20 protein-coding genes and 1 pseudogene are annotated in these 17653 nt (G+C 56.9%); 13 read left to right on the top strand and 8 right to left on the bottom strand.

Annotated features, from left to right (window positions below; all coding sequences use genetic code 11):
- Position 1 precedes the first annotated feature (1 nt).
- The 3 genes and pseudogenes from HV345_RS24405 to HV345_RS24395 all read right to left on the bottom strand — a co-directional run.
- Positions 2-781: pseudogene (locus HV345_RS24405) on the bottom strand (Rpn family recombination-promoting nuclease/putative transposase); the annotation flags it as partial.
- A gap of 276 nt (positions 782-1057) precedes the next feature.
- On the bottom strand, positions 1058-2062 hold the full coding sequence (locus HV345_RS24400) for an IS110-like element IS4321 family transposase (RefSeq protein ID WP_000427623.1): 1005 nt from the start codon (positions 2060-2062) through the stop codon (positions 1058-1060).
- A gap of 78 nt (positions 2063-2140) precedes the next feature.
- The gene (locus HV345_RS24395) at positions 2141-2575 is read right to left on the bottom strand and encodes a mercury resistance transcriptional regulator MerR (protein WP_003131969.1); all 435 of its coding nucleotides are present in this window, start codon (positions 2573-2575) and stop codon (positions 2141-2143) included.
- Positions 2576-2646: 71 nt separating this feature from the next.
- Between HV345_RS24395 and merT the strand changes: the two genes are divergently transcribed.
- The 9 genes from merT (at position 2647) to HV345_RS24350 (ending at position 8947) form a co-directional block, all read left to right on the top strand.
- Positions 2647-2997, top strand: a complete 351-nt coding sequence (gene merT, locus HV345_RS24390; RefSeq protein ID WP_003131974.1) for a mercuric ion transporter MerT — start codon at positions 2647-2649, stop codon at positions 2995-2997.
- A gap of 12 nt (positions 2998-3009) precedes the next feature.
- Positions 3010-3285, top strand: a complete 276-nt coding sequence (merP, locus tag HV345_RS24385; RefSeq protein WP_003131987.1) for a mercury resistance system periplasmic binding protein MerP — start codon at positions 3010-3012, stop codon at positions 3283-3285.
- Between the two features lie 71 nt (positions 3286-3356).
- Complete coding sequence (merA, locus tag HV345_RS24380) at positions 3357-5042, top strand: mercury(II) reductase (protein WP_003156770.1); 1686 nt, start codon at positions 3357-3359, stop codon at positions 5040-5042.
- A 17-nt stretch (positions 5043-5059) separates the two neighbouring features.
- Positions 5060-5425, top strand: a complete 366-nt coding sequence (gene merD, locus HV345_RS24375; RefSeq protein ID WP_000995360.1) for a mercury resistance co-regulator MerD — start codon at positions 5060-5062, stop codon at positions 5423-5425.
- A complete protein-coding gene (merE, locus tag HV345_RS24370; protein ID WP_003132004.1) occupies positions 5422-5658 on the top strand; it encodes a broad-spectrum mercury transporter MerE in 237 nt (78 codons plus the stop codon). Before merD ends, merE begins: the two co-directional genes overlap by 4 nt.
- Positions 5655-6644, top strand: coding sequence for a DUF3330 domain-containing protein (locus HV345_RS24365; protein ID WP_003132006.1), 990 nt, complete (start codon positions 5655-5657; stop codon positions 6642-6644). The genes merE and HV345_RS24365 overlap by 4 nt, the downstream gene beginning before the upstream one ends.
- Positions 6645-6773: 129 nt before the next feature.
- Positions 6774-7331, top strand: a complete 558-nt coding sequence (locus HV345_RS24360; protein ID WP_001162010.1) for a recombinase family protein — start codon at positions 6774-6776, stop codon at positions 7329-7331.
- An 84-nt stretch (positions 7332-7415) separates the two neighbouring features.
- The gene (locus HV345_RS24355; protein WP_181636725.1) at positions 7416-8120 is read left to right on the top strand and encodes an IS6-like element IS26 family transposase; all 705 of its coding nucleotides are present in this window, start codon (positions 7416-7418) and stop codon (positions 8118-8120) included.
- Between the two features lie 326 nt (positions 8121-8446).
- The gene (locus HV345_RS24350) at positions 8447-8947 is read left to right on the top strand and encodes a non-heme ferritin-like protein (RefSeq protein ID WP_001752509.1); all 501 of its coding nucleotides are present in this window, start codon (positions 8447-8449) and stop codon (positions 8945-8947) included.
- A 316-nt stretch (positions 8948-9263) separates the two neighbouring features.
- Here the strand turns inward: HV345_RS24350 and HV345_RS24345 are convergent, their stop codons facing one another.
- The 5 genes from HV345_RS24345 to HV345_RS24325 all read right to left on the bottom strand — a co-directional run bounded on the left by HV345_RS24345 (position 9264) and on the right by HV345_RS24325 (position 15723).
- Positions 9264-10244, bottom strand: coding sequence for an IS5-like element ISKpn26 family transposase (locus HV345_RS24345; RefSeq protein ID WP_000019450.1), 981 nt, complete (start codon positions 10242-10244; stop codon positions 9264-9266).
- 277 nt (positions 10245-10521) lie between these two features.
- Entirely contained in the window at positions 10522-10803 is a 282-nt protein-coding gene (locus HV345_RS24340; protein WP_000780222.1) for a helix-turn-helix transcriptional regulator, read from the bottom strand.
- Positions 10784-11113: a type II toxin-antitoxin system RelE/ParE family toxin gene (locus HV345_RS24335; RefSeq protein WP_000493286.1), complete on the bottom strand. Its 330-nt coding sequence runs from the start codon at positions 11111-11113 to the stop codon at positions 10784-10786. Before HV345_RS24335 ends, HV345_RS24340 begins: the two co-directional genes overlap by 20 nt.
- Positions 11114-11673: 560 nt before the next feature.
- Positions 11674-12678 (bottom strand): IS110-like element IS4321 family transposase, encoded by a 1005-nt coding sequence (locus HV345_RS24330; RefSeq protein ID WP_000427623.1) that lies wholly within the window; start codon positions 12676-12678, stop codon positions 11674-11676.
- A 78-nt stretch (positions 12679-12756) separates the two neighbouring features.
- Positions 12757-15723, bottom strand: a complete 2967-nt coding sequence (locus HV345_RS24325; protein WP_061351477.1) for a Tn3 family transposase — start codon at positions 15721-15723, stop codon at positions 12757-12759.
- A 159-nt stretch (positions 15724-15882) separates the two neighbouring features.
- Between HV345_RS24325 and HV345_RS24320 the strand changes: the two genes are divergently transcribed.
- The 4 genes from HV345_RS24320 to HV345_RS24305 all read left to right on the top strand — a co-directional run bounded on the left by HV345_RS24320 (position 15883) and on the right by HV345_RS24305 (position 17649).
- Positions 15883-16173 (top strand): nucleotidyltransferase family protein, encoded by a 291-nt coding sequence (locus HV345_RS24320; RefSeq protein ID WP_061351476.1) that lies wholly within the window; start codon positions 15883-15885, stop codon positions 16171-16173.
- Positions 16170-16559 (top strand): DUF86 domain-containing protein, encoded by a 390-nt coding sequence (locus HV345_RS24315; RefSeq protein ID WP_061351475.1) that lies wholly within the window; start codon positions 16170-16172, stop codon positions 16557-16559. The genes HV345_RS24320 and HV345_RS24315 overlap by 4 nt, the downstream gene beginning before the upstream one ends.
- A 150-nt stretch (positions 16560-16709) precedes the next feature.
- Entirely contained in the window at positions 16710-17069 is a 360-nt protein-coding gene (locus HV345_RS24310; protein WP_061351474.1) for a cupin domain-containing protein, read from the top strand.
- Positions 17070-17091: 22 nt separating this feature from the next.
- Positions 17092-17649 carry a recombinase family protein gene (locus tag HV345_RS24305; RefSeq protein WP_061351473.1) on the top strand — a complete coding sequence of 186 codons (558 nt, stop codon included), beginning with the start codon at positions 17092-17094 and terminating at the stop codon, positions 17647-17649.
- Positions 17650-17653 lie beyond the last annotated feature (4 nt).

Genomic DNA, 17653 nt, shown 5'->3' with positions numbered 1-17653 from the left:
ATTAGTGGCGGATTTGCGCTAGGTCGTGTTCAGTCAGACCGGTCATTTTTATGACGGTATTGCGGTCGATGCCGTTCTGCAGCATGGTACGTGCTATTTTCAATGTAGCCTGGCGTTCCCCTTCTGAACGGCCTTTTTCAATACCGCGCTGTTCACCGAGCTGAATGCCCTTCTCGATGCCCTTCTGTTCAAGCTGCTGTGCGATGGTCATAAGTGCGTCTCCGTGTTGCGGCACACGCTGTGCCAGTTCGCGTACAAAGGCTTCGGCGTCGGATGTTTCGCCTGCCTGCACTATATAGTGTACCAGCGATATTACCAGCGATGAAGACAGATATCCGGCCAGCAAAATGGGCACCAGCCGGTCAACCAGTTCTGCCAGGTCCCGCTGATGAATGTGTTTCTGCAGCAGGGTCAGAGCGGCCATGCTGCGGTGGCCAGCGATTTCCTCATCAGGAATGACGGTAACGTCAACCAGCGGGAAAGCGCTGCTGTAGAGTTTGCCAGCCAGCGCCGGATCGTCAAATTCATCCAGCCAGTGGGTGGAGTACGGATAAGGGCTGCGCTTACCCGTATAGAACAGCACCGGTATCACCAGTGGTAACTTTTTATGCCCTGCCTCCAGGTGTCTCTGCATGGCGGCCACCGCATAGCGTATCAGGCGGAAAGCCATATGTTTGTCCGGCGTTGACTGGTGCTCGACCAGGACATGAATATATCCGTCGCCGGCAGTGGTTTTCAGGCTGTAGAGGACGTCGCTGAAATACTGCCGGAGATCATCTTGGGGTCGCCTCAGAAAACGGAATCTATGGTCACTCCCGTTTTTGCAACACTGATTTTGACGACAAGTTGGCTTGCTTGAATCTATCCGGCGTCTGAATGGGATTTTATTCCCGCGCCTTGATGAGTTCCGCGCCTGATGAACCTCCAGAAAATATACGGCTTCAATGAGCCTTTCCGTTTTACAGGTTCCTCAACAGGCCGGTGGGCCGTTAGTATCATCAATATCAGTATTCGCAAAACCAGATCAGTAATTCTTTAAACCGGTGTATTTCTGCCGTTATGCTACATAAGTTTGCTGTCGTGCCGTTAGGGCCCAGGCTATTCTGGCCAGCTTGTTTGCCAGAGCACAAGTGACGACAAAGTTGCTTTTCCGGCACAGTAAATCCCTGACCCAATCGGCCAATTTGCCAGACTGGTGTTCCAGTTTTTGTATGAATACCCTGGCACATTGAACCAACAAAGTTCGGATCTTTTTATTACCTCGCTTACTAATTCCCAGCAATGTCGTCCTACCTCCCGTGCTGTACTGCCGAGGTACAAGCCCTGTTGCCGCCGCAAAGTCACGGCTGCTGGCGTACTGCTTCCCGTCGCCAATCTCAGTTGAAATAGTACTCGCTGTCAGTGTTCCGACGCAGGGAATGCTCAGCAAGCGCTGTCCAACCTCATCTTCGTCCAACTTTCGTTTCAACTGGGATTCCAAATCTTTAATCTGCTCAACAAGATAGTGATAATGCTGTTGTAATTTCAGCAATAACTGGCTGAGGTAAAGAGGCAAACTATTATCCTCAAGAATGGTACTCAGTCGGCTAATAACGGCAGCTCCTCGGGGAACGCTAATGCCAAATTCCAGCAGAAAAGCATGCATTTGATTGGTTGTTTTTACCTTATCCTGAACCAGGGATTCACGGACACGATGCAGAGCCCGCATTGCCTGCTGAGATTCCGTTCTGGGCTGCACAAAACGCATAGACGGACGCGATGCAGCTTCACAAATAGCTTCGGCGTCGACAAAGTCGTTTTTATTGCTTTTAACGAACGGGCGGACAAATTGTGGTGATATCAGCTTTGGGGAATGCCCCAACTCTTCCAACTTGCGTGCCATAAAGTGAGAACCGCCACAGGCTTCCATTGCGATGGTTGTAGCGGGGCATGTCGCCAAAAATTCGATCAACTTTGGCCGGGTAAATTTTTTACGGTAAACAGCCTTCCCGCGACGATCCTGGCAATGAATATGGAAAGAGTTTTTACCCAGATCGATACCAATGAGCGCAATGTTTTCCATGATAGTTCTCCGAATGAAAGCCTGTCCTCAGCATAGTACCGGGAAGGAGGGAGTGACCATCTCATTAAATAAAGCACGCTAAGGCATAGCCGAACCTGCCAAGCTTGCTCCACCCTGTAGTGACGCGATCAGCGGGCAGGAAACGTTCCCCCTTCGCGCATGGCAGGCGCACACCAACTCAGACAGCACGGCCTCCATGCGCGCCAGGTCAGCCATTTTCTCGCGCACGTCCTTGAGCTTGTGCTCGGCCAGACTGCTGGCTTCCTCGCAATGGGTGCCATCCTCCAGCCGCAGCAGCTCGGCGATCTCATCCAGGCTGAAGCCCAGCCGCTGGGCTGATTTCACGAAGCGCACCCGCGTTACATCCGCCTCGCCATAGCGGCGGATGCTGCCATAGGGCTTGTCAGGCTCCAGCAACAAGCCCTTGCGCTGATAGAAACGGATGGTCTCCACATTGACCCCGGCCGCCTTGGCGAAAACGCCAATGGTCAGGTTCTCCAAATTGTTTTCCATATCGCTTGACTCCGTACATGAGTACGGAAGTAAGGTTACGCTATCCAATTTCAATTCGAAAGGACAAGCGCATGTCTGAACCAAAAACCGGGCGCGGCGCGCTCTTCACTGGAGGGCTTGCCGCCATCCTCGCCTCGGCTTGCTGCCTCGGGCCGTTGGTTCTGATCGCCTTGGGGTTCAGCGGCGCTTGGATCGGCAACTTGGCGGTGTTGGAACCCTATCGCCCCATCTTTATCGGCGTGGCGCTGGTGGCGTTGTTCTTCGCCTGGCGGCGCATCTACCGGCAGGCAGCGGCCTGCAAACCGGGTGAGGTCTGCGCGATTCCCCAAGTGCGAGCTACTTACAAGCTCATTTTCTGGATCGTGGCCGCGCTGGTTCTGGTCGCGCTCGGATTTCCCTACGTCATGCCATTTTTCTACTGATCGGAGTTCACCATGAAGAAACTGTTTGCCTCCCTCGCCCTCGCCGCCGTTGTTGCCCCCGTCTGGGCCGCCACCCAGACCGTCACGCTGTCCGTACCGGGCATGACCTGCTCCGCCTGCCCGATCACTGTCAAGAAGGCGATTTCCAAGGTCGAAGGCGTCAGCAAAGTTGACGTGACTTTCGAGACACGCCAAGCGGTCGTCACCTTCGACGATGCCAAGACCAGCGTGCAGAAGCTGACCAAGGCAACCGCAGACGCGGGCTATCCGTCCAGCGTCAAGCAGTGAGTCACTGAAAACGGCACCGCAGCACAACGGACGTCATTGTCTGGCGCCACAAACGATAAAGGATCTGTTGCATGACCCATCTAAAAATCACCGGCATGACTTGCGACTCGTGCGCGGCGCACGTCAAGGAAGCGCTGGAAAAAGTGCCAGGCGTGCAGTCGGCGCTGGTGTCCTATCCGAAGGGCACAGCGCAACTCGCCATCGTGCCGGGCACATCGCCGGACGCGCTGACTGCCGCCGTGGCCGGACTGGGCTACAAGGCAACGCTAGCCGATGCGCCACTGGCGGACAACCGCGTCGGACTGCTCGACAAGGTGCGGGGATGGATGGCCGCCGCCGAAAAGCACAGTGGCAACGAGCCCCCGGTGCAGGTAGCGGTCATTGGCAGCGGTGGAGCCGCGATGGCGGCGGCGCTGAAGGCCGTCGAGCAAGGCGCGCAGGTCACGCTGATCGAGCGCGGCACCATCGGCGGCACCTGCGTCAATGTCGGCTGTGTGCCGTCCAAGATCATGATCCGCGCCGCCCACATCGCCCATCTGCGCCGGGAAAGCCCGTTCGATGGCGGTATTGCGGCAACTGTGCCTACGATTGACCGCAGTAAGCTGCTGGCCCAGCAGCAGGCCCGCGTCGACGAACTGCGGCACGCCAAGTACGAAGGCATCCTGGGCGGTAATCCGGCCATCACCGTTGTGCACGGTGAGGCGCGCTTCAAGGACGACCAGAGCCTTACCGTCCGTTTGAACGAGGGTGGCGAGCGCGTCGTGATGTTCGACCGCTGCCTGGTCGCCACGGGTGCCAGCCCGGCGGTCCCGCCGATTCCGGGCTTGAAAGAGTCACCCTACTGGACTTCCACCGAGGCCCTGGCGAGCGACACCATTCCCGAACGCCTTGCCGTAATCGGCTCGTCGGTGGTGGCGCTGGAGCTGGCGCAAGCCTTTGCCCGGCTGGGCAGCAAGGTCACGGTCCTGGCGCGCAATACCTTGTTCTTCCGTGAAGACCCGGCCATCGGCGAGGCGGTGACAGCCGCTTTCCGTGCCGAGGGCATCGAGGTGCTGGAGCACACGCAAGCCAGCCAGGTCGCCCATATGGACGGTGAATTCGTGCTGACCACCACGCACGGTGAATTGCGCGCCGACAAACTGCTGGTTGCCACCGGTCGGACACCGAACACGCGCAGCCTCGCGCTGGACGCAGCGGGGGTCACTGTCAATGCGCAAGGTGCCATCGTCATCGACCAAGGCATGCGCACGAGCAACCCGAACATCTACGCGGCCGGCGACTGCACCGACCAGCCGCAGTTCGTCTATGTGGCGGCAGCGGCCGGCACCCGTGCCGCGATCAACATGACCGGCGGCGATGCGGCGCTCGACCTGACCGCAATGCCGGCCGTGGTGTTCACCGATCCGCAAGTGGCGACCGTGGGCTACAGCGAGGCGGAAGCCCACCACGACGGGATCGAGACCGACAGCCGCACCTTGACCTTGGACAACGTGCCGCGTGCGCTCGCCAACTTCGACACACGCGGCTTCATCAAGTTGGTTATCGAGGAAGGCAGCCATCGGCTGATCGGCGTACAGGCGGTCGCGCCGGAAGCGGGTGAACTGATCCAGACGGCGGCTCTGGCCATTCGCAACCGCATGACGGTGCAGGAACTGGCCGACCAGTTGTTCCCCTACCTGACGATGGTCGAGGGGTTGAAGCTCGCGGCGCAGACCTTCAACAAGGATGTGAAGCAGCTTTCCTGCTGCGCCGGGTGAGAAAAAGGAGGTGTTCAATGAACGCCTACACGGTGTCCCGGCTGGCTCTTGATGCCGGGGTGAGCGTGCATATCGTGCGCGACTACCTGCTGCGCGGATTGCTGCGCCCGGTGGCGTGCACACCAGGCGGCTACGGCTTGTTCGATGACGCCGCCTTGCAACGGCTGTGCTTCGTGCGGGCGGCCTTCGAGGCGGGCATCGGCCTCGACGCGCTGGCGCGGCTGTGCCGGGCGCTGGATGCGGCGGACGGCGACGAAGCGGCCGCGCAGCTTGCCCTGCTGCGTCAGTTCGTCGAGCGTCGGCGCGAAGCGTTGGCCGATCTGGAAGTGCAGTTGGCCACCCTGCCGACCGAGCCGGCACAGCACGCGGAGAGTCTGCCATGAACAACCCCGAGCGCTTGCCGTCCGAGACGCACAAACCGATCACCGGCTACCTGTGGGGCGGACTGGCTGTGCTGACTTGCCCCTGCCACCTGCCCATCCTCGCTGTCGTGCTGGCCGGCACAACCGCCGGTGCTTTCCTCGGCGAGCATTGGGTCATCGCGGCGCTCGGTTTGACCGGCCTGTTCCTTCTGTCCCTGTCGCGGGCGTTGCGGGCATTCAGGGAAAGAGAATGAGCGCTTTCCGGCCGGATGGATGGACGACGCCGGAACTGGCCCAAGCGGTCGAGCGCGGGCAGCTTGAACTGCACTACCAGCCCGTCGTCGATCTGCGCAGTGGTGGGATTGTCGGCGCGGAAGCCCTGTTGCGCTGGCGTCATCCGACGCTTGGACTATTGCCACCGGGCCAGTTCCTGCCCGTGGTCGAATCGTCCGGCCTGATGCCTGAAATCGGCGCTTGGGTGCTGGGCGAAGCCTGCCGCCAGATGCGTGACTGGCGAATGCTGGCATGGCGACCGTTCCGGCTGGCCGTCAATGTTTCGGCGAGCCAAGTGGGACCGGACTTCGACGGGTGGGTAAAGGGCGTGCTGGCTGATGCCGAGTTGCCCGCCGAGTATCTCGAAATCGAGCTGACCGAATCGGTCGCGTTTGGTGATCCGGCGATCTTCCCCGCCCTGGACGCCTTGCGGCAGATCGGTGTGCGCTTCGCCGCCGATGACTTCGGGACGGGGTATTCCTGTCTGCAACATCTGAAGTGCTGCCCAATCAGCACGCTCAAGATCGACCAATCGTTTGTCGCCGGGCTCGCCAACGACCGCCGCGACCAAACCATCGTGCACACCGTGATTCAGCTTGCGCACGGGCTGGGCATGGATGTGGTGGCTGAAGGCGTGGAAACATCGGCGAGTCTTGATCTATTGCGACAAGCGGACTGCGACACAGGACAAGGCTTCCTGTTCGCGAAGCCAATGCCGGCGGCGGCATTCGCCGTCTTCGTCAGTCAATGGAGGGGTGCCACCATGAATGCAAGTGACTCGACCACCACCAGTTGCTGCGTGTGCTGCAAGGAAATCCCGCTCGATGCCGCCTTCACCCCGGAAGGCGCGGAATACGTCGAGCACTTCTGCGGGTTGGAGTGTTATCAACGCTTCGAAGCGCGTGCCAAGACAGGGAACGAAACCGATGCCGATCCGAACGCCTGCGACTCGCTACCGTCAGATTGAGGCATACCCTAACCTGATGTCAGATGTTGAGCACAAACAACGTCAGAGTAGGGTATTAATTTATATTTATTGACACATTCAGCCAAGGGTAATAGATTTCATCCTGACATTTTTACCTTTGGAGGCATCTTGCAAGGTCAACGTATCGGCTACGTTCGCGTCAGCAGCTTCGACCAGAATCCTGATCGACAACTGGAACAAATAGAAGTCGGCAAGGTATTCACCGATAAGGCTTCAGGCAAGGACACACAACGTCCCGAACTTGAAAGGCTGCTGGCCTTCGTCCGCGAGGGCGACACCGTGGTGGTGCATAGCATGGACAGGTTGGCACGCAACCTTGATGACCTGCGCCGCATCGTCCAAGGGCTGACACAACGGGGCGTGCGCATGGAGTTCGTCAAAGAAGGGCTAACGTTCACCGGCGAGGACTCACCGATGGCCAATCTGATGCTGTCGGTCATGGGAGCCTTTGCTGAGTTCGAGCGCGCTCTGATCCGCGAACGTCAGCGCGAGGGAATCGTGCTGGCTAAGCAGCGCGGGGCCTACCGGGGACGAAAGAAATCGCTGAACAGCGAACAAATTGCCGAGTTGAAACGGCGAGTTGCGGCAGGCGACCAGAAAACCTTGGTGGCCCGTGACTTCGGCATCAGCCGCGAAACCTTGTACCAGTACCTGCGGGAAGACTGACCATGCCACGCCGCTCAATCCGGCACTGTTGCAAATAGTCGGTGGTGATAAACTTATCATCCCCTTTTGCTGATGGAGCTGCACATGAACCCATTCAAAGGCCGGCATTTTCAGCGTGACATCATTCTGTGGGCCGTACGCTGGTACTGCAAATACGGCATCAGTTACCGTGAGCTGCAGGAGATGCTGGCTGAACGCGGAGTGAATGTCGATCACTCCACGATTTACCGCTGGGTTCAGCGTTATGCGCCTGAAATGGAAAAACGGCTGCGCTGGTACTGGCGTAACCCTTCCGATCTTTGCCCGTGGCACATGGATGAAACCTACGTGAAGGTCAATGGCCGCTGGGCGTATCTGTACCGGGCCGTCGACAGCCGGGGCCGCACTGTCGATTTTTATCTCTCCTCCCGTCGTAACAGCAAAGCTGCATACCGGTTTCTGGGTAAAATCCTCAACAACGTGAAGAAGTGGCAGATCCCGCGATTCATCAACACGGATAAAGCGCCCGCCTATGGTCGCGCGCTTGCTCTGCTCAAACGCGAAGGCCGGTGCCCGTCTGACGTTGAACACCGACAGATTAAGTACCGGAACAACGTGATTGAATGCGATCATGGCAAACTGAAACGGATAATCGGCGCCACGCTGGGATTTAAATCCATGAAGACGGCTTACGCCACCCTCAAAGGTATTGAGGTGATGCGTGCACTACGCAAAGGCCAGGCCTCAGCATTTTATTATGGTGATCCCCTGGGCGAAATGCGCCTGGTAAGCAGAGTTTTTGAAATGTAAGGCCTTTGAATAAGACAAAAGGCTGCCTCATCGCTAACTTTGCAACAGTGCCCCTAATCGTGTTCAGCAGAATAGCCGGAGGAAGTTTCCTACTGTCGATAAGAAAGGATTGGCACAGGGAGTGTGAATATCGAAACACCATCACAGAATAATGCCAGATAGAAATGCGATAGTAGGGTTGGATATTTAAATAAGGAGCATCCCGACTTAAAATGAATATGACTGCGTAACCAGGCGCAATAAAAAAAGCGAAAGAATCGCTTTTATTCTGGTTGTTTTTTCGAAGAGTGACCGTTTTCTGAGATGACAAGAAATAAGGAAGTCCTATGATCGCTAGCGGAATAGTTCAAAAACTGAATGCGCAAATGAATCAGGAGTTTTATACCTCAAATTTGTATCTTCAGCTCAGCCAGAGGTGCAGCGAGAATAGCCTTAATGGCACCGCACTATTTTTGCGTCATCAGGCGCAAAATACGGTGACGCAAATGATGCGCATGTACGAATACATCAAACAGAGCGGCGCCACGCCGGTGTTACAGGAGCAACACGCCCGGTGCGGTGAATTTTCCACGCTGGAAGATCTGTTTGAGCAGACGGTAAGCGATTACCAGAAGCGCATTAATGCGCTGACCTCTTTGACGGAAGACGCCCAGGCAGCAAACGATAAGTCAGCGATTAACTTCCTGAAGCGATACAGAAAAGAGGAAATCGTGGACGGGACGCTGTTGCAAATCATTCTGGATGAAGTCCGCAGCGCTAAAAAAGCGGGCATCAACATGCAGCAAACCGACCACTATCTGGTTGGCGTGATCGATCGCTATCACTAAATCAATTTCGCAGTACGAGGAGGTTTTACGCCTCCTCAGAAAATCTGTTTTACATCAGAAACAGAGGTTTATGCCAGTGAACATTTGATACCCAACACGTCATAGTGATTTTTTAACTTAGCGTTTTTATATCGTGCCAAAAATGTCTCTGCTTGTGTCTTTATATTAAGGAAGGTGCGAATAAGCAGGTCATTTCTTCCCAAGCTGACTCGCTGATTAAAATTTCGCGGATCTGGGCCGATTTTTTTCCCGCAAACACATCGAATCAGCCTATTTAGGCTATTTTTTCCACCATTTCTGGCGTTATTTCCGGTTTTTACTGAGATCTCTCCCACTGACGTATCATTTGGTCCACCCGAAACAGGTTGGCCAGGGTGAATAACATCGCCAGTTGGTTATCGTTTTTCAGCAGCCCCTTGTATCTGGCTTTCACGAAGCCGAACTGCCGCTTGATGATGCGAAACGGGTGCTCCACCCTGGCACGGATGCTGGCTTTCATGTATTCGATGTTGATGGCCGTTTTGTTCTTGCGCGGATGCTGCTTCAAGGTTTTTACCCTGCCGGGACGCTCGGCGATCAGCCAGTCCACATCCACCTCGGCCAGCTCCTCGCGCTGTGGCGCTCCTTGGTAGCCGGCATCGGCTGAGACAAATTGCTCCTCTCCATGAAGCAGATTACCCAGCTGATTGAGGTCATGCTCGTTGGCCGCGGTGGTGACTAGGCTGTGGGTCAGGCCACTCTTGGCATCGACACCAATGTGGGCCTTCATGCCAAAGTGCCACTGATTGCCTTTCTTGGTCTGATGCATCTCCGGATCGCGTTGCTGCTCTTTGTTCTTGGTAGAGCTGGGTGCCTCAATGATGGTGGCATCCACCAAAGTGCCTTGGGTCATCATGACGCCTGCTTCGGCCAGCCAGCGATTGATGGTCTTGAACAATTGACGGGCCAGTTGATGCTGCTCGAGCAGGTGGCGGAAATTCATGATGGTGGTGCGATCCGGCAGGGCGCTATCCAGGGATAATCGGGCAAACAGGCGCATGGAGGCGATTTCGTACAGGGCATCTTCCATGGCACCGTCGCTCAGGTTGTACCAATGCTGCATGCAGTGAATACGCAGCATGGTCTCCAGCGGATAGGGCCGTCGGCCATTGCCCGCCTTGGGATAAAACGGCTCGATGACAGCGGTCATATTCTGCCATGGCAGAATCTGCTCCATGCGGGAGAGGAAAATCTCTTTTCGGGTCTGACGGCGCTTAGTGCTGAATTCACTATCGGCGAAGGTGAGTTGATGGCTCATGATGTCCCTCTGGGATGCGCTCCGGATGAATATGATGATCTCATATCAGGAACTTGTTCGCACCTTCCCTAAGTCACCGGCGGCTTGCCTGCCACACATTGAACATTACAGACCAATTAGCACTTTGTCACCGGGGAAAGATGTAAAGATTATGTATAAATAGATTGGCTTAGAAGTGACATTTCAACTTTGGAGAAACAGGTGACATTTTAAACTTGCTTTAACAAAATTTTGGGACTGACCGAAACAAAAAGGCCAGCCCCGGAGGGCTGGCTATTCAGTACAGGGCAATGACAGGTTTCTTGATGCCGCAGGCGTGAGCGTAGCGGGTCAGTGTGTCGATGCTGGCTTTGGTGATGTTGTTTTCCAGGCGAGAAATAACCGGAGGTGTAACCCCCATGCGTTCAGCAACCTGCGCTTTTGTCAGGTTGTCATGCTTGCGCCATTCAGCAAGCAGCTCCCTGAGCTTTTCCTTACGTTCTTCTTCCTGCCATGCAGCGCGATATTCATCGTCCTGCATCCACTCGTTATGCAGTTCTTTATGGCTTACCAGTTTCATTAAGTACCTCCGCTAACCGCTTTTTGGCGAGATCGATTTCTTTCGCTGGCGTTTTCTGTGACTTCTTGATGAAAACACGGAGCATGATGATGGTATTGCCTTTGTGGTATACCCAGATTCCCCTGGCTATGTCCGTCCCCATCGTGCGGATCTCAAAAAGTCCATCGCCCAGGGGCTTCGTGTCCGGCTCCCGCAGTAATCGGGCGTCATACTCCAGTTTGCCGATGAGACGGTCAAACTTCACCCTGATTTTTACGGGTAATGCTGTGGCTTCTTCCCTGGCTTCCGGGTGATAAACAACGCTAAACATGTGACCTCCCATTTCTATTAATATTAACCTATAGGCTAATTTCAGACAAGGTAGAATTAACCTATAAGCTAATTTTGTTGGCAGTTATCGTGGCTACCCGGTCACTACCCTGTTAGCGTGAGTTTTCGTTCCACTGAGGAACGGGGACTTATGCGCGTTAGCGCATGTAAGGCGGCAGGATGAAATGACAGGTAGCACCGAGGGTTAGCCGCCGATACCAGTGAGGGATCGAAAGGGATCGCCTATCCATCCCTTCACCCTGCAAAGCCATATTCCGCTAAAAGGGGTCGCTTCAGAAAACGGAATCTATGGTCACTCCCGTTTTTGCAACACTGATTTTGACGACAAGTTGGCTTGCTTGAATCTATCCGGCGTCTGAATGGGATTTTATTCCCGCGCCTTGATGAGTTCCGCGCCTGATGAACCTCCAGAAAATATACGGCTTCAATGAGCCTTTCCGTTTTACAGGTTCCTCAACAGGCCGGTGGGCCGTTAGTATCATCAATATCAGTATTCGCAAAACCAGATCAGTAATTCTTTAAACCGGTGTATTTCTGCCGTTATGCTACATAAGTTTGCTGTCGTGCCGTTAGGGCCCAGGCTATTCTGGCCAGCTTGTTTGCCAGAGCACAAGTGACGACAAAGTTGCTTTTCCGGCACAGTAAATCCCTGACCCAATCGGCCAATTTGCCAGACTGGTGTTCCAGTTTTTGTATGAATACCCTGGCACATTGAACCAACAAAGTTCGGATCTTTTTATTACCTCGCTTACTAATTCCCAGCAATGTCGTCCTACCTCCCGTGCTGTACTGCCGAGGTACAAGCCCTGTTGCCGCCGCAAAGTCACGGCTGCTGGCGTACTGCTTCCCGTCGCCAATCTCAGTTGAAATAGTACTCGCTGTCAGTGTTCCGACGCAGGGAATGCTCAGCAAGCGCTGTCCAACCTCATCTTCGTCCAACTTTCGTTTCAACTGGGATTCCAAATCTTTAATCTGCTCAACAAGATAGTGATAATGCTGTTGTAATTTCAGCAATAACTGGCTGAGGTAAAGAGGCAAACTATTATCCTCAAGAATGGTACTCAGTCGGCTAATAACGGCAGCTCCTCGGGGAACGCTAATGCCAAATTCCAGCAGAAAAGCATGCATTTGATTGGTTGTTTTTACCTTATCCTGAACCAGGGATTCACGGACACGATGCAGAGCCCGCATTGCCTGCTGAGATTCCGTTCTGGGCTGCACAAAACGCATAGACGGACGCGATGCAGCTTCACAAATAGCTTCGGCGTCGACAAAGTCGTTTTTATTGCTTTTAACGAACGGGCGGACAAATTGTGGTGATATCAGCTTTGGGGAATGCCCCAACTCTTCCAACTTGCGTGCCATAAAGTGAGAACCGCCACAGGCTTCCATTGCGATGGTTGTAGCGGGGCATGTCGCCAAAAATTCGATCAACTTTGGCCGGGTAAATTTTTTACGGTAAACAGCCTTCCCGCGACGATCCTGGCAATGAATATGGAAAGAGTTTTTACCCAGATCGATACCAATGAGCGCAATGTTTTCCATGATAGTTCTCCGAATGAAAGCCTGTCCTCAGCATAGTACCGGGAAGGAGGGAGTGACCATCTCATTAAAAATCGTACGCTAAGCTGGTTGCAGCGGTCGTAGCGGCCTGAACTTGCCCGCGCCGATCTTGGCGCTGCTGCGCCACAGGTAATCGCCGGTCAGGTTGACGTGCTCCCAGCCCAGCGGCGACAGGTACTGCAACAGCGTGTCATCGACGGCATGGCCGTTGCTACGCAAGGCATGCGTCGCCCGCTCCAGGTAGACCGTGTTCCACAACACGACTGCCGCCGTCACCAGGTTGAGGCCACTGGCACGGTAGCGTTGCTGCTCGAAACTGCGGTCGCGGATTTCACCCAGGCGGTTGAAGAACACGGCGCGGGCCAGCGCGTTGCGCGCTTCGCCCTTGTTCAGCCCGGCATGCACGCGGCGGCGCAGCTCGACGCTTTGCAGCCAGTCCAGAATGAACAGCGTGCGCTCGATACGGCCCAGCTCGCGCAGTGCCACGGCAAGGCCGTTCTGGCGTGGGTAGCTGCCGAGCTTCCTGAGCATCAGTGAAGCCGTCACCGTGCCCTGCTTGATCGAGGTGGCTAGCCGCAGGATTTCATCCCAATGGGTGCGAATGGCCTTGATGTTGAGCGTGCCGCCGATCATGGGTTTCAACGCCTCGTAGGTGGCGTCGCCCTTCGGGATGTAGAGCTTGGTGTCGCCCAAGTCGCGGATGCGCGGCGCGAAGCGGAAACCCAGCAGGTGCATCAGCGCGAAGACGTGATCGGTGAAGCCCGCCGTGTCGGTGTAGTGCTCCTCAATGCGCAGATCGGATTCGTGGTACAGCAGGCCGTCGAGCACGTAGGTCGAGTCGCGCACGCCGACGTTCACGACCTTGGTGTGGAACGGCGCGTACTGGTCGGAGATGTGGGTGTAGAACGTCCGCCCAGGGCTGCTGCCGTATTTCGGGTTGATGTGGCCTGTGCTCTCGGCCTTGCTGCCGGTACGGAAGTTCTGGCCATCCGACGATGAGGTGGTGCCGTCGCCCCAATGCTCGGCGAAGGGATGCCGGAACTGCGCGTTGACCAGATCGGCCAGCGCCGCCCCGTAGGTCTCGTCGCGGATGTGCCAGGCTTGCAACCAGGCCAGCTTGGCGTAGGTCGTGCCGGGGCACGATTCCGCCATCTTGGTCAGGCCCAGGTTGATCGCGTCGGCCAGGATCGTGGTCAGCAGCAGGTTCTTGTCCTTGGCCAGGTCGCCCGATTTCAGGTGCGCGAAGTGCCGGGTAAAGCCCGTCCATTCGTCCACCTCCAGCAGCAGTTCGGTGATCTTGACGTGCGGCAGGATCATCGCCGTCTGGTCGATCAGCGCTTGCGCGGTGTCGGGCACCGCCGCATCGAGCGGCGTGATCTTCAGGCCGGATTCCGTGATGATGGCGTCTGGCAGCTCATTGGCCTGCGCCATGCAGTTTGCGGTGGCGAGCTGCGTTTCCAGCAGCGTCAGCCGGTCGTGCAGGTACTGGTCGCAGTCGGTGGCCACGGCCAGCGGCAATTCGCTGGTCTGCTTGAGGCTGGCGAACTTCGCGGGCGGCACCAGGTAGTCCTCGAAGTCCTTGAACTGGCGTGAACCCTGCACCCAGATGTCGCCCGAGCGCAGCGAGTTCTTGAGTTCCGACAGTGCGCACAGCTCGTAGTAGCGCCGGTCGATACCGGCGTCGGTCATCACCAGCTTCTGCCAGCGCGGCTTGATGAAGTTGGTCGGTGCATCGGCGGGCACCTTGCGGGCGTTGTCGCTGTTCATGCCGCGCAATACCTCGATGGCATCGAGCACATCCTTGGCGGCGGGCGCTGCCCGCAGCTTGAGCACATCGAGGAATTCCGGCGCGTAGCGGCGCAAGGTGGCGTAGCTCTCGCCAATACGGTGCAGGAAATCGAAGTCATCGGGCTGCGCGAGCTTCTGCGCCTCGGTGACGCTCTCGGCGAAAGCGTCCCAGGACATGACAGCCTCAATGGCGGCGAACGGATCGCCGCCGTTCTGCTTGGCCTCGATCAGCGCCTGCCCGATGCGGCCGAACAGCCGCACCTTGGCATTGATCGCCTTGCCGGACGCCTGGAATTGCTGCTGATGCTTGTTCTTGGCGGCATTGAACAGCTTGCCCAAGATGCGGTCGTGCAGGTCGATGATTTCGTCGGTGACGGTGGCCATGCCCTCGATGGCAAGCGCCATCAGGGTGGCGTAGCGCCGCTGCGGCTCGAACTTCGCCAGATCGGCGGGCGTCATCTGGCCACCTTCGCGGGCGATCTTGAGCAGGCGGTTCTGGTGAACCAGCCGCTCGATGCCTGCTGGCAGGTCGAGCGCCTGCCAGGCTTTGAGACGTTCGATATGTTCGAGCATGTGCCGCGAATTCGGCTTTGCCGGTGACTGGCGCAGCCAGGCCAGCCAGGTCGTCTTGCCGTTATCCCGGCGTTTGAGCAGATCGTCGAGGCGGCGGCGATGCGCGTCCGACAGCGGTTCGGCCAAGGCATCGTAGATGCGCCGGTTGGCGCGGGTAATCGCCTCGGCACAAACGCGCTCGACAACATCCAGCGTCGGCAAGATGATGTGTCGGTGTCGCAGAGCGTCGAGGACGCTGCTGGCCAGCACGATGCCCTTGTCGGTCTGCAAGGCCAAGTCGGTCGTGGCATGGACAGCCTGCCGATAGTGCGCCAGGCCGAACGGCTCCATGCCCAGGTACGTCCGCAGTTCGAGCAGGTGTTCGCGCCGGGTTTCCTCCCGCACGGCATACTGCGGCCAACACGTCGCGTCGAGTCGCAGTTGCCGTCCGATCCATTGCAGCAGAGGAACCGGCACGACGGCATCGGGCAGTAGGCCCTGACCGGGGAAGCGCAGTAAGCACAACTGCGCCGCGACACCCAGGCGGTTGGCGTCGCCGCGCCGCTGGCGGATCAGTGACAGGTCAGGCTCGCTGAACGTGTAGTGCCGGATGAGTTCGTCTTGGGTATCTGGCAACGCCAACAGACTGTCGCGCTCTGCGGCGGAGAGGATCGAACGGCGGGGCATGCGGTTTCCTTCTTCTTGAAAACGTTGGTTTGTGACAAGTCCGCCAAGGCAGCCGGCGCGGCACGGGAAATCAAGGCATTGCGCTTCTCGAAAATAGTTCTTGAAATTCTATTCTTGATTGCATATCATCTCAACGAGTTTCGATAAGAAAGGATGCCCATGCGACCCTCCGTTGTGCTTGACATGAAGCGAAGCGCAGTGCGTGAAGCGGTAGGCCGCTTCCGCACCGCGAACCCGCGCGTCTTCGGTTCGGTGCTGCATGGCACCGACCACGATGGCAGCGACATCGATCTGCTGGTCGATGCGCTGCCTGGTGCGACGCTGTTCGACTTGGGTGGTCTGCAAGTCGAGCTGGAATCGCTACTCGGCCTCCACGTCGATCTGCTGACCCCCGGCGACCTGCCGCCGAAGTTCCGGGCCAAGGTACTCGCGGAGGCGCAGCCGGTATGAGCGAGAACCACCGACTACCCGACTACCTGGACCACATGCAGCAGGCCGCAGCCGATGCCTGCGGCTTCGTGGAGGGCTTGGCCAAGGAGGATTTCCTTGAGGACAAGCGAACCCAACAGGCCGTCATCATGAGCCTCATCATCATCGGCGAGGCCGTCACGAAGGTGATGGATGGCTATGCCGAGTTCGCCCAGGCGCACGGGCAAGTGCCGTGGCGCAATATGCGCGGCATGCGCAACCGCATCGCCCACGGCTACTTCGACATCAACCTCGATGTAGTGTGGGACACCGTGCAGGCAGCACTACCTGAGTTGCTCAAGCAACTGCCCGCCGTGCGTCAGGATGCTGACGACGAAGACTGCAACGACTATGGGATGGATCCATGATGGAATCATGAAAGCCATCAGCGAGCGGCTGGAGCAACGCGAGAAGCAGGGCCTCGTTATCGCTTGTATCGCCGACATCTTCTCCGCGTAGGCCCTTGGCTCTGGCGTGTAAAAGAGTTTCCGTATACGTATGAAATGGAGGTTGTCACTATGTCTATTGCAGCAAGAATATTTGCGATTTCGGAGTTTGCCCGCCCATCTGATGGCGAGCCTATTCGATCGGTGGTGCTTGAAACTGAAGAGTCCACAATCGTTGTTTGGCATGTTCGTCCAGGGCAAGAAATTGCCGCTCACGTTCATCCCCACGGTCAAGACACTTGGACTGTTCTTTCTGGTTCTGCCGGTTACTACCAAGGAAGCGGTGTGGTTACCAAGATCCAGGCCGGAGAAATTGCCGTAGCGAAACCTGGGCAGGTTCACGGAGCCATGAACACCGACTCGAAGGAATCCTTCATCTTCGTTTCCGTCGTGGCTCCAGGCAATGCTGGCTTTGCCTTGGCTGAAAAATGATTGACCGGGCACGAGACAAGCCATGTTGATCGGCTATGCGCGCGTCTCGACGCAGGATCAGAATCTTGAACTGCAACGCGAAGCCTTGACCAAGGCTGGATGCCAGAAGGTCTTTGAGGACAAGGTGAGCGGCACGCGGGCCGACCGTCCGGGCTTGGCCAAGACGCTCGAAATGCTGCGCGAGGGTGACACCCTGGTGGTTTGGAAGCTGGATCGCCTGGGGCGCAGCGTCAAACAATTGGTCGATCTGGTCGGCGAACTGCACAAGCAGGGCGCCCAGTTCAAGAGCCTGACTGACGCCATCGACACCGGAACGCCCTCTGGCCGGTTCTTCTTCCACGTCATGGCCAGCCTCGCCGAAATGGAACGCGAGCTGATAGTCGAGCGTACCCGCGCCGGATTGGATGTCGCTCGTCAGCTTGGCCGCAAGGGCGGTCGCAAGCCCAAGATGACCGACAGCAAGATCGAGTCGGCCAAGAAGCTACTGGCCAGCGGCGTGCCGCCCAAGGACGTGGCCAAGAACCTCGGCGTGTCCGTTCCTACGCTGTACCGGTGGGTGCCGGCCTCAGCGCAGGCTTAGCGTA

The sequence above is a fragment of the Citrobacter sp. RHBSTW-00986 genome (assembly GCF_013783065.1).
GTDB lineage: Bacteria > Pseudomonadota > Gammaproteobacteria > Enterobacterales > Enterobacteriaceae > Citrobacter > Citrobacter braakii.
The sequence above is the reverse complement of the archived record's forward strand: the minus strand, read 5'-3'. Positions and strand labels throughout refer to the sequence as shown.

Excerpts from the sequence above, each read along its gene's own strand:
- merA (WP_003156770.1), top strand. The coding sequence starts at position 3,357 with ATGACCCATCTAAAAATCACCGGCATGACTTGCGACTCGTGCGCGGCG.
- merT (WP_003131974.1), top strand. The coding sequence starts at position 2,647 with ATGTCTGAACCAAAAACCGGGCGCGGCGCGCTCTTCACTGGAGGGCTT.
- merP (WP_003131987.1), top strand. The coding sequence starts at position 3,010 with ATGAAGAAACTGTTTGCCTCCCTCGCCCTCGCCGCCGTTGTTGCCCCC.
- HV345_RS24350 (WP_001752509.1), top strand. The coding sequence starts at position 8,447 with ATGATCGCTAGCGGAATAGTTCAAAAACTGAATGCGCAAATGAATCAG.
- HV345_RS24335 (WP_000493286.1), bottom strand. The coding sequence starts at position 11,113 with ATGTTTAGCGTTGTTTATCACCCGGAAGCCAGGGAAGAAGCCACAGCA.
- HV345_RS24320 (WP_061351476.1), top strand. The coding sequence starts at position 15,883 with ATGCGACCCTCCGTTGTGCTTGACATGAAGCGAAGCGCAGTGCGTGAA.
- HV345_RS24355 (WP_181636725.1), top strand. The coding sequence starts at position 7,416 with ATGAACCCATTCAAAGGCCGGCATTTTCAGCGTGACATCATTCTGTGG.
- HV345_RS24345 (WP_000019450.1), bottom strand. The coding sequence starts at position 10,244 with ATGAGCCATCAACTCACCTTCGCCGATAGTGAATTCAGCACTAAGCGC.
- merD (WP_000995360.1), top strand. The coding sequence starts at position 5,060 with ATGAACGCCTACACGGTGTCCCGGCTGGCTCTTGATGCCGGGGTGAGC.
- HV345_RS24305 (WP_061351473.1), top strand. The coding sequence starts at position 17,092 with ATGTTGATCGGCTATGCGCGCGTCTCGACGCAGGATCAGAATCTTGAA.
- HV345_RS24325 (WP_061351477.1), bottom strand. The coding sequence starts at position 15,723 with ATGCCCCGCCGTTCGATCCTCTCCGCCGCAGAGCGCGACAGTCTGTTG.
- HV345_RS24365 (WP_003132006.1), top strand. The coding sequence starts at position 5,655 with ATGAGCGCTTTCCGGCCGGATGGATGGACGACGCCGGAACTGGCCCAA.
- HV345_RS24395 (WP_003131969.1), bottom strand. The coding sequence starts at position 2,575 with ATGGAAAACAATTTGGAGAACCTGACCATTGGCGTTTTCGCCAAGGCG.
- merE (WP_003132004.1), top strand. The coding sequence starts at position 5,422 with ATGAACAACCCCGAGCGCTTGCCGTCCGAGACGCACAAACCGATCACC.
- HV345_RS24330 (WP_000427623.1), bottom strand. The coding sequence starts at position 12,678 with ATGGAAAACATTGCGCTCATTGGTATCGATCTGGGTAAAAACTCTTTC.
- HV345_RS24310 (WP_061351474.1), top strand. The coding sequence starts at position 16,710 with ATGTCTATTGCAGCAAGAATATTTGCGATTTCGGAGTTTGCCCGCCCA.
- HV345_RS24315 (WP_061351475.1), top strand. The coding sequence starts at position 16,170 with ATGAGCGAGAACCACCGACTACCCGACTACCTGGACCACATGCAGCAG.
- HV345_RS24340 (WP_000780222.1), bottom strand. The coding sequence starts at position 10,803 with ATGAAACTGGTAAGCCATAAAGAACTGCATAACGAGTGGATGCAGGAC.
- HV345_RS24400 (WP_000427623.1), bottom strand. The coding sequence starts at position 2,062 with ATGGAAAACATTGCGCTCATTGGTATCGATCTGGGTAAAAACTCTTTC.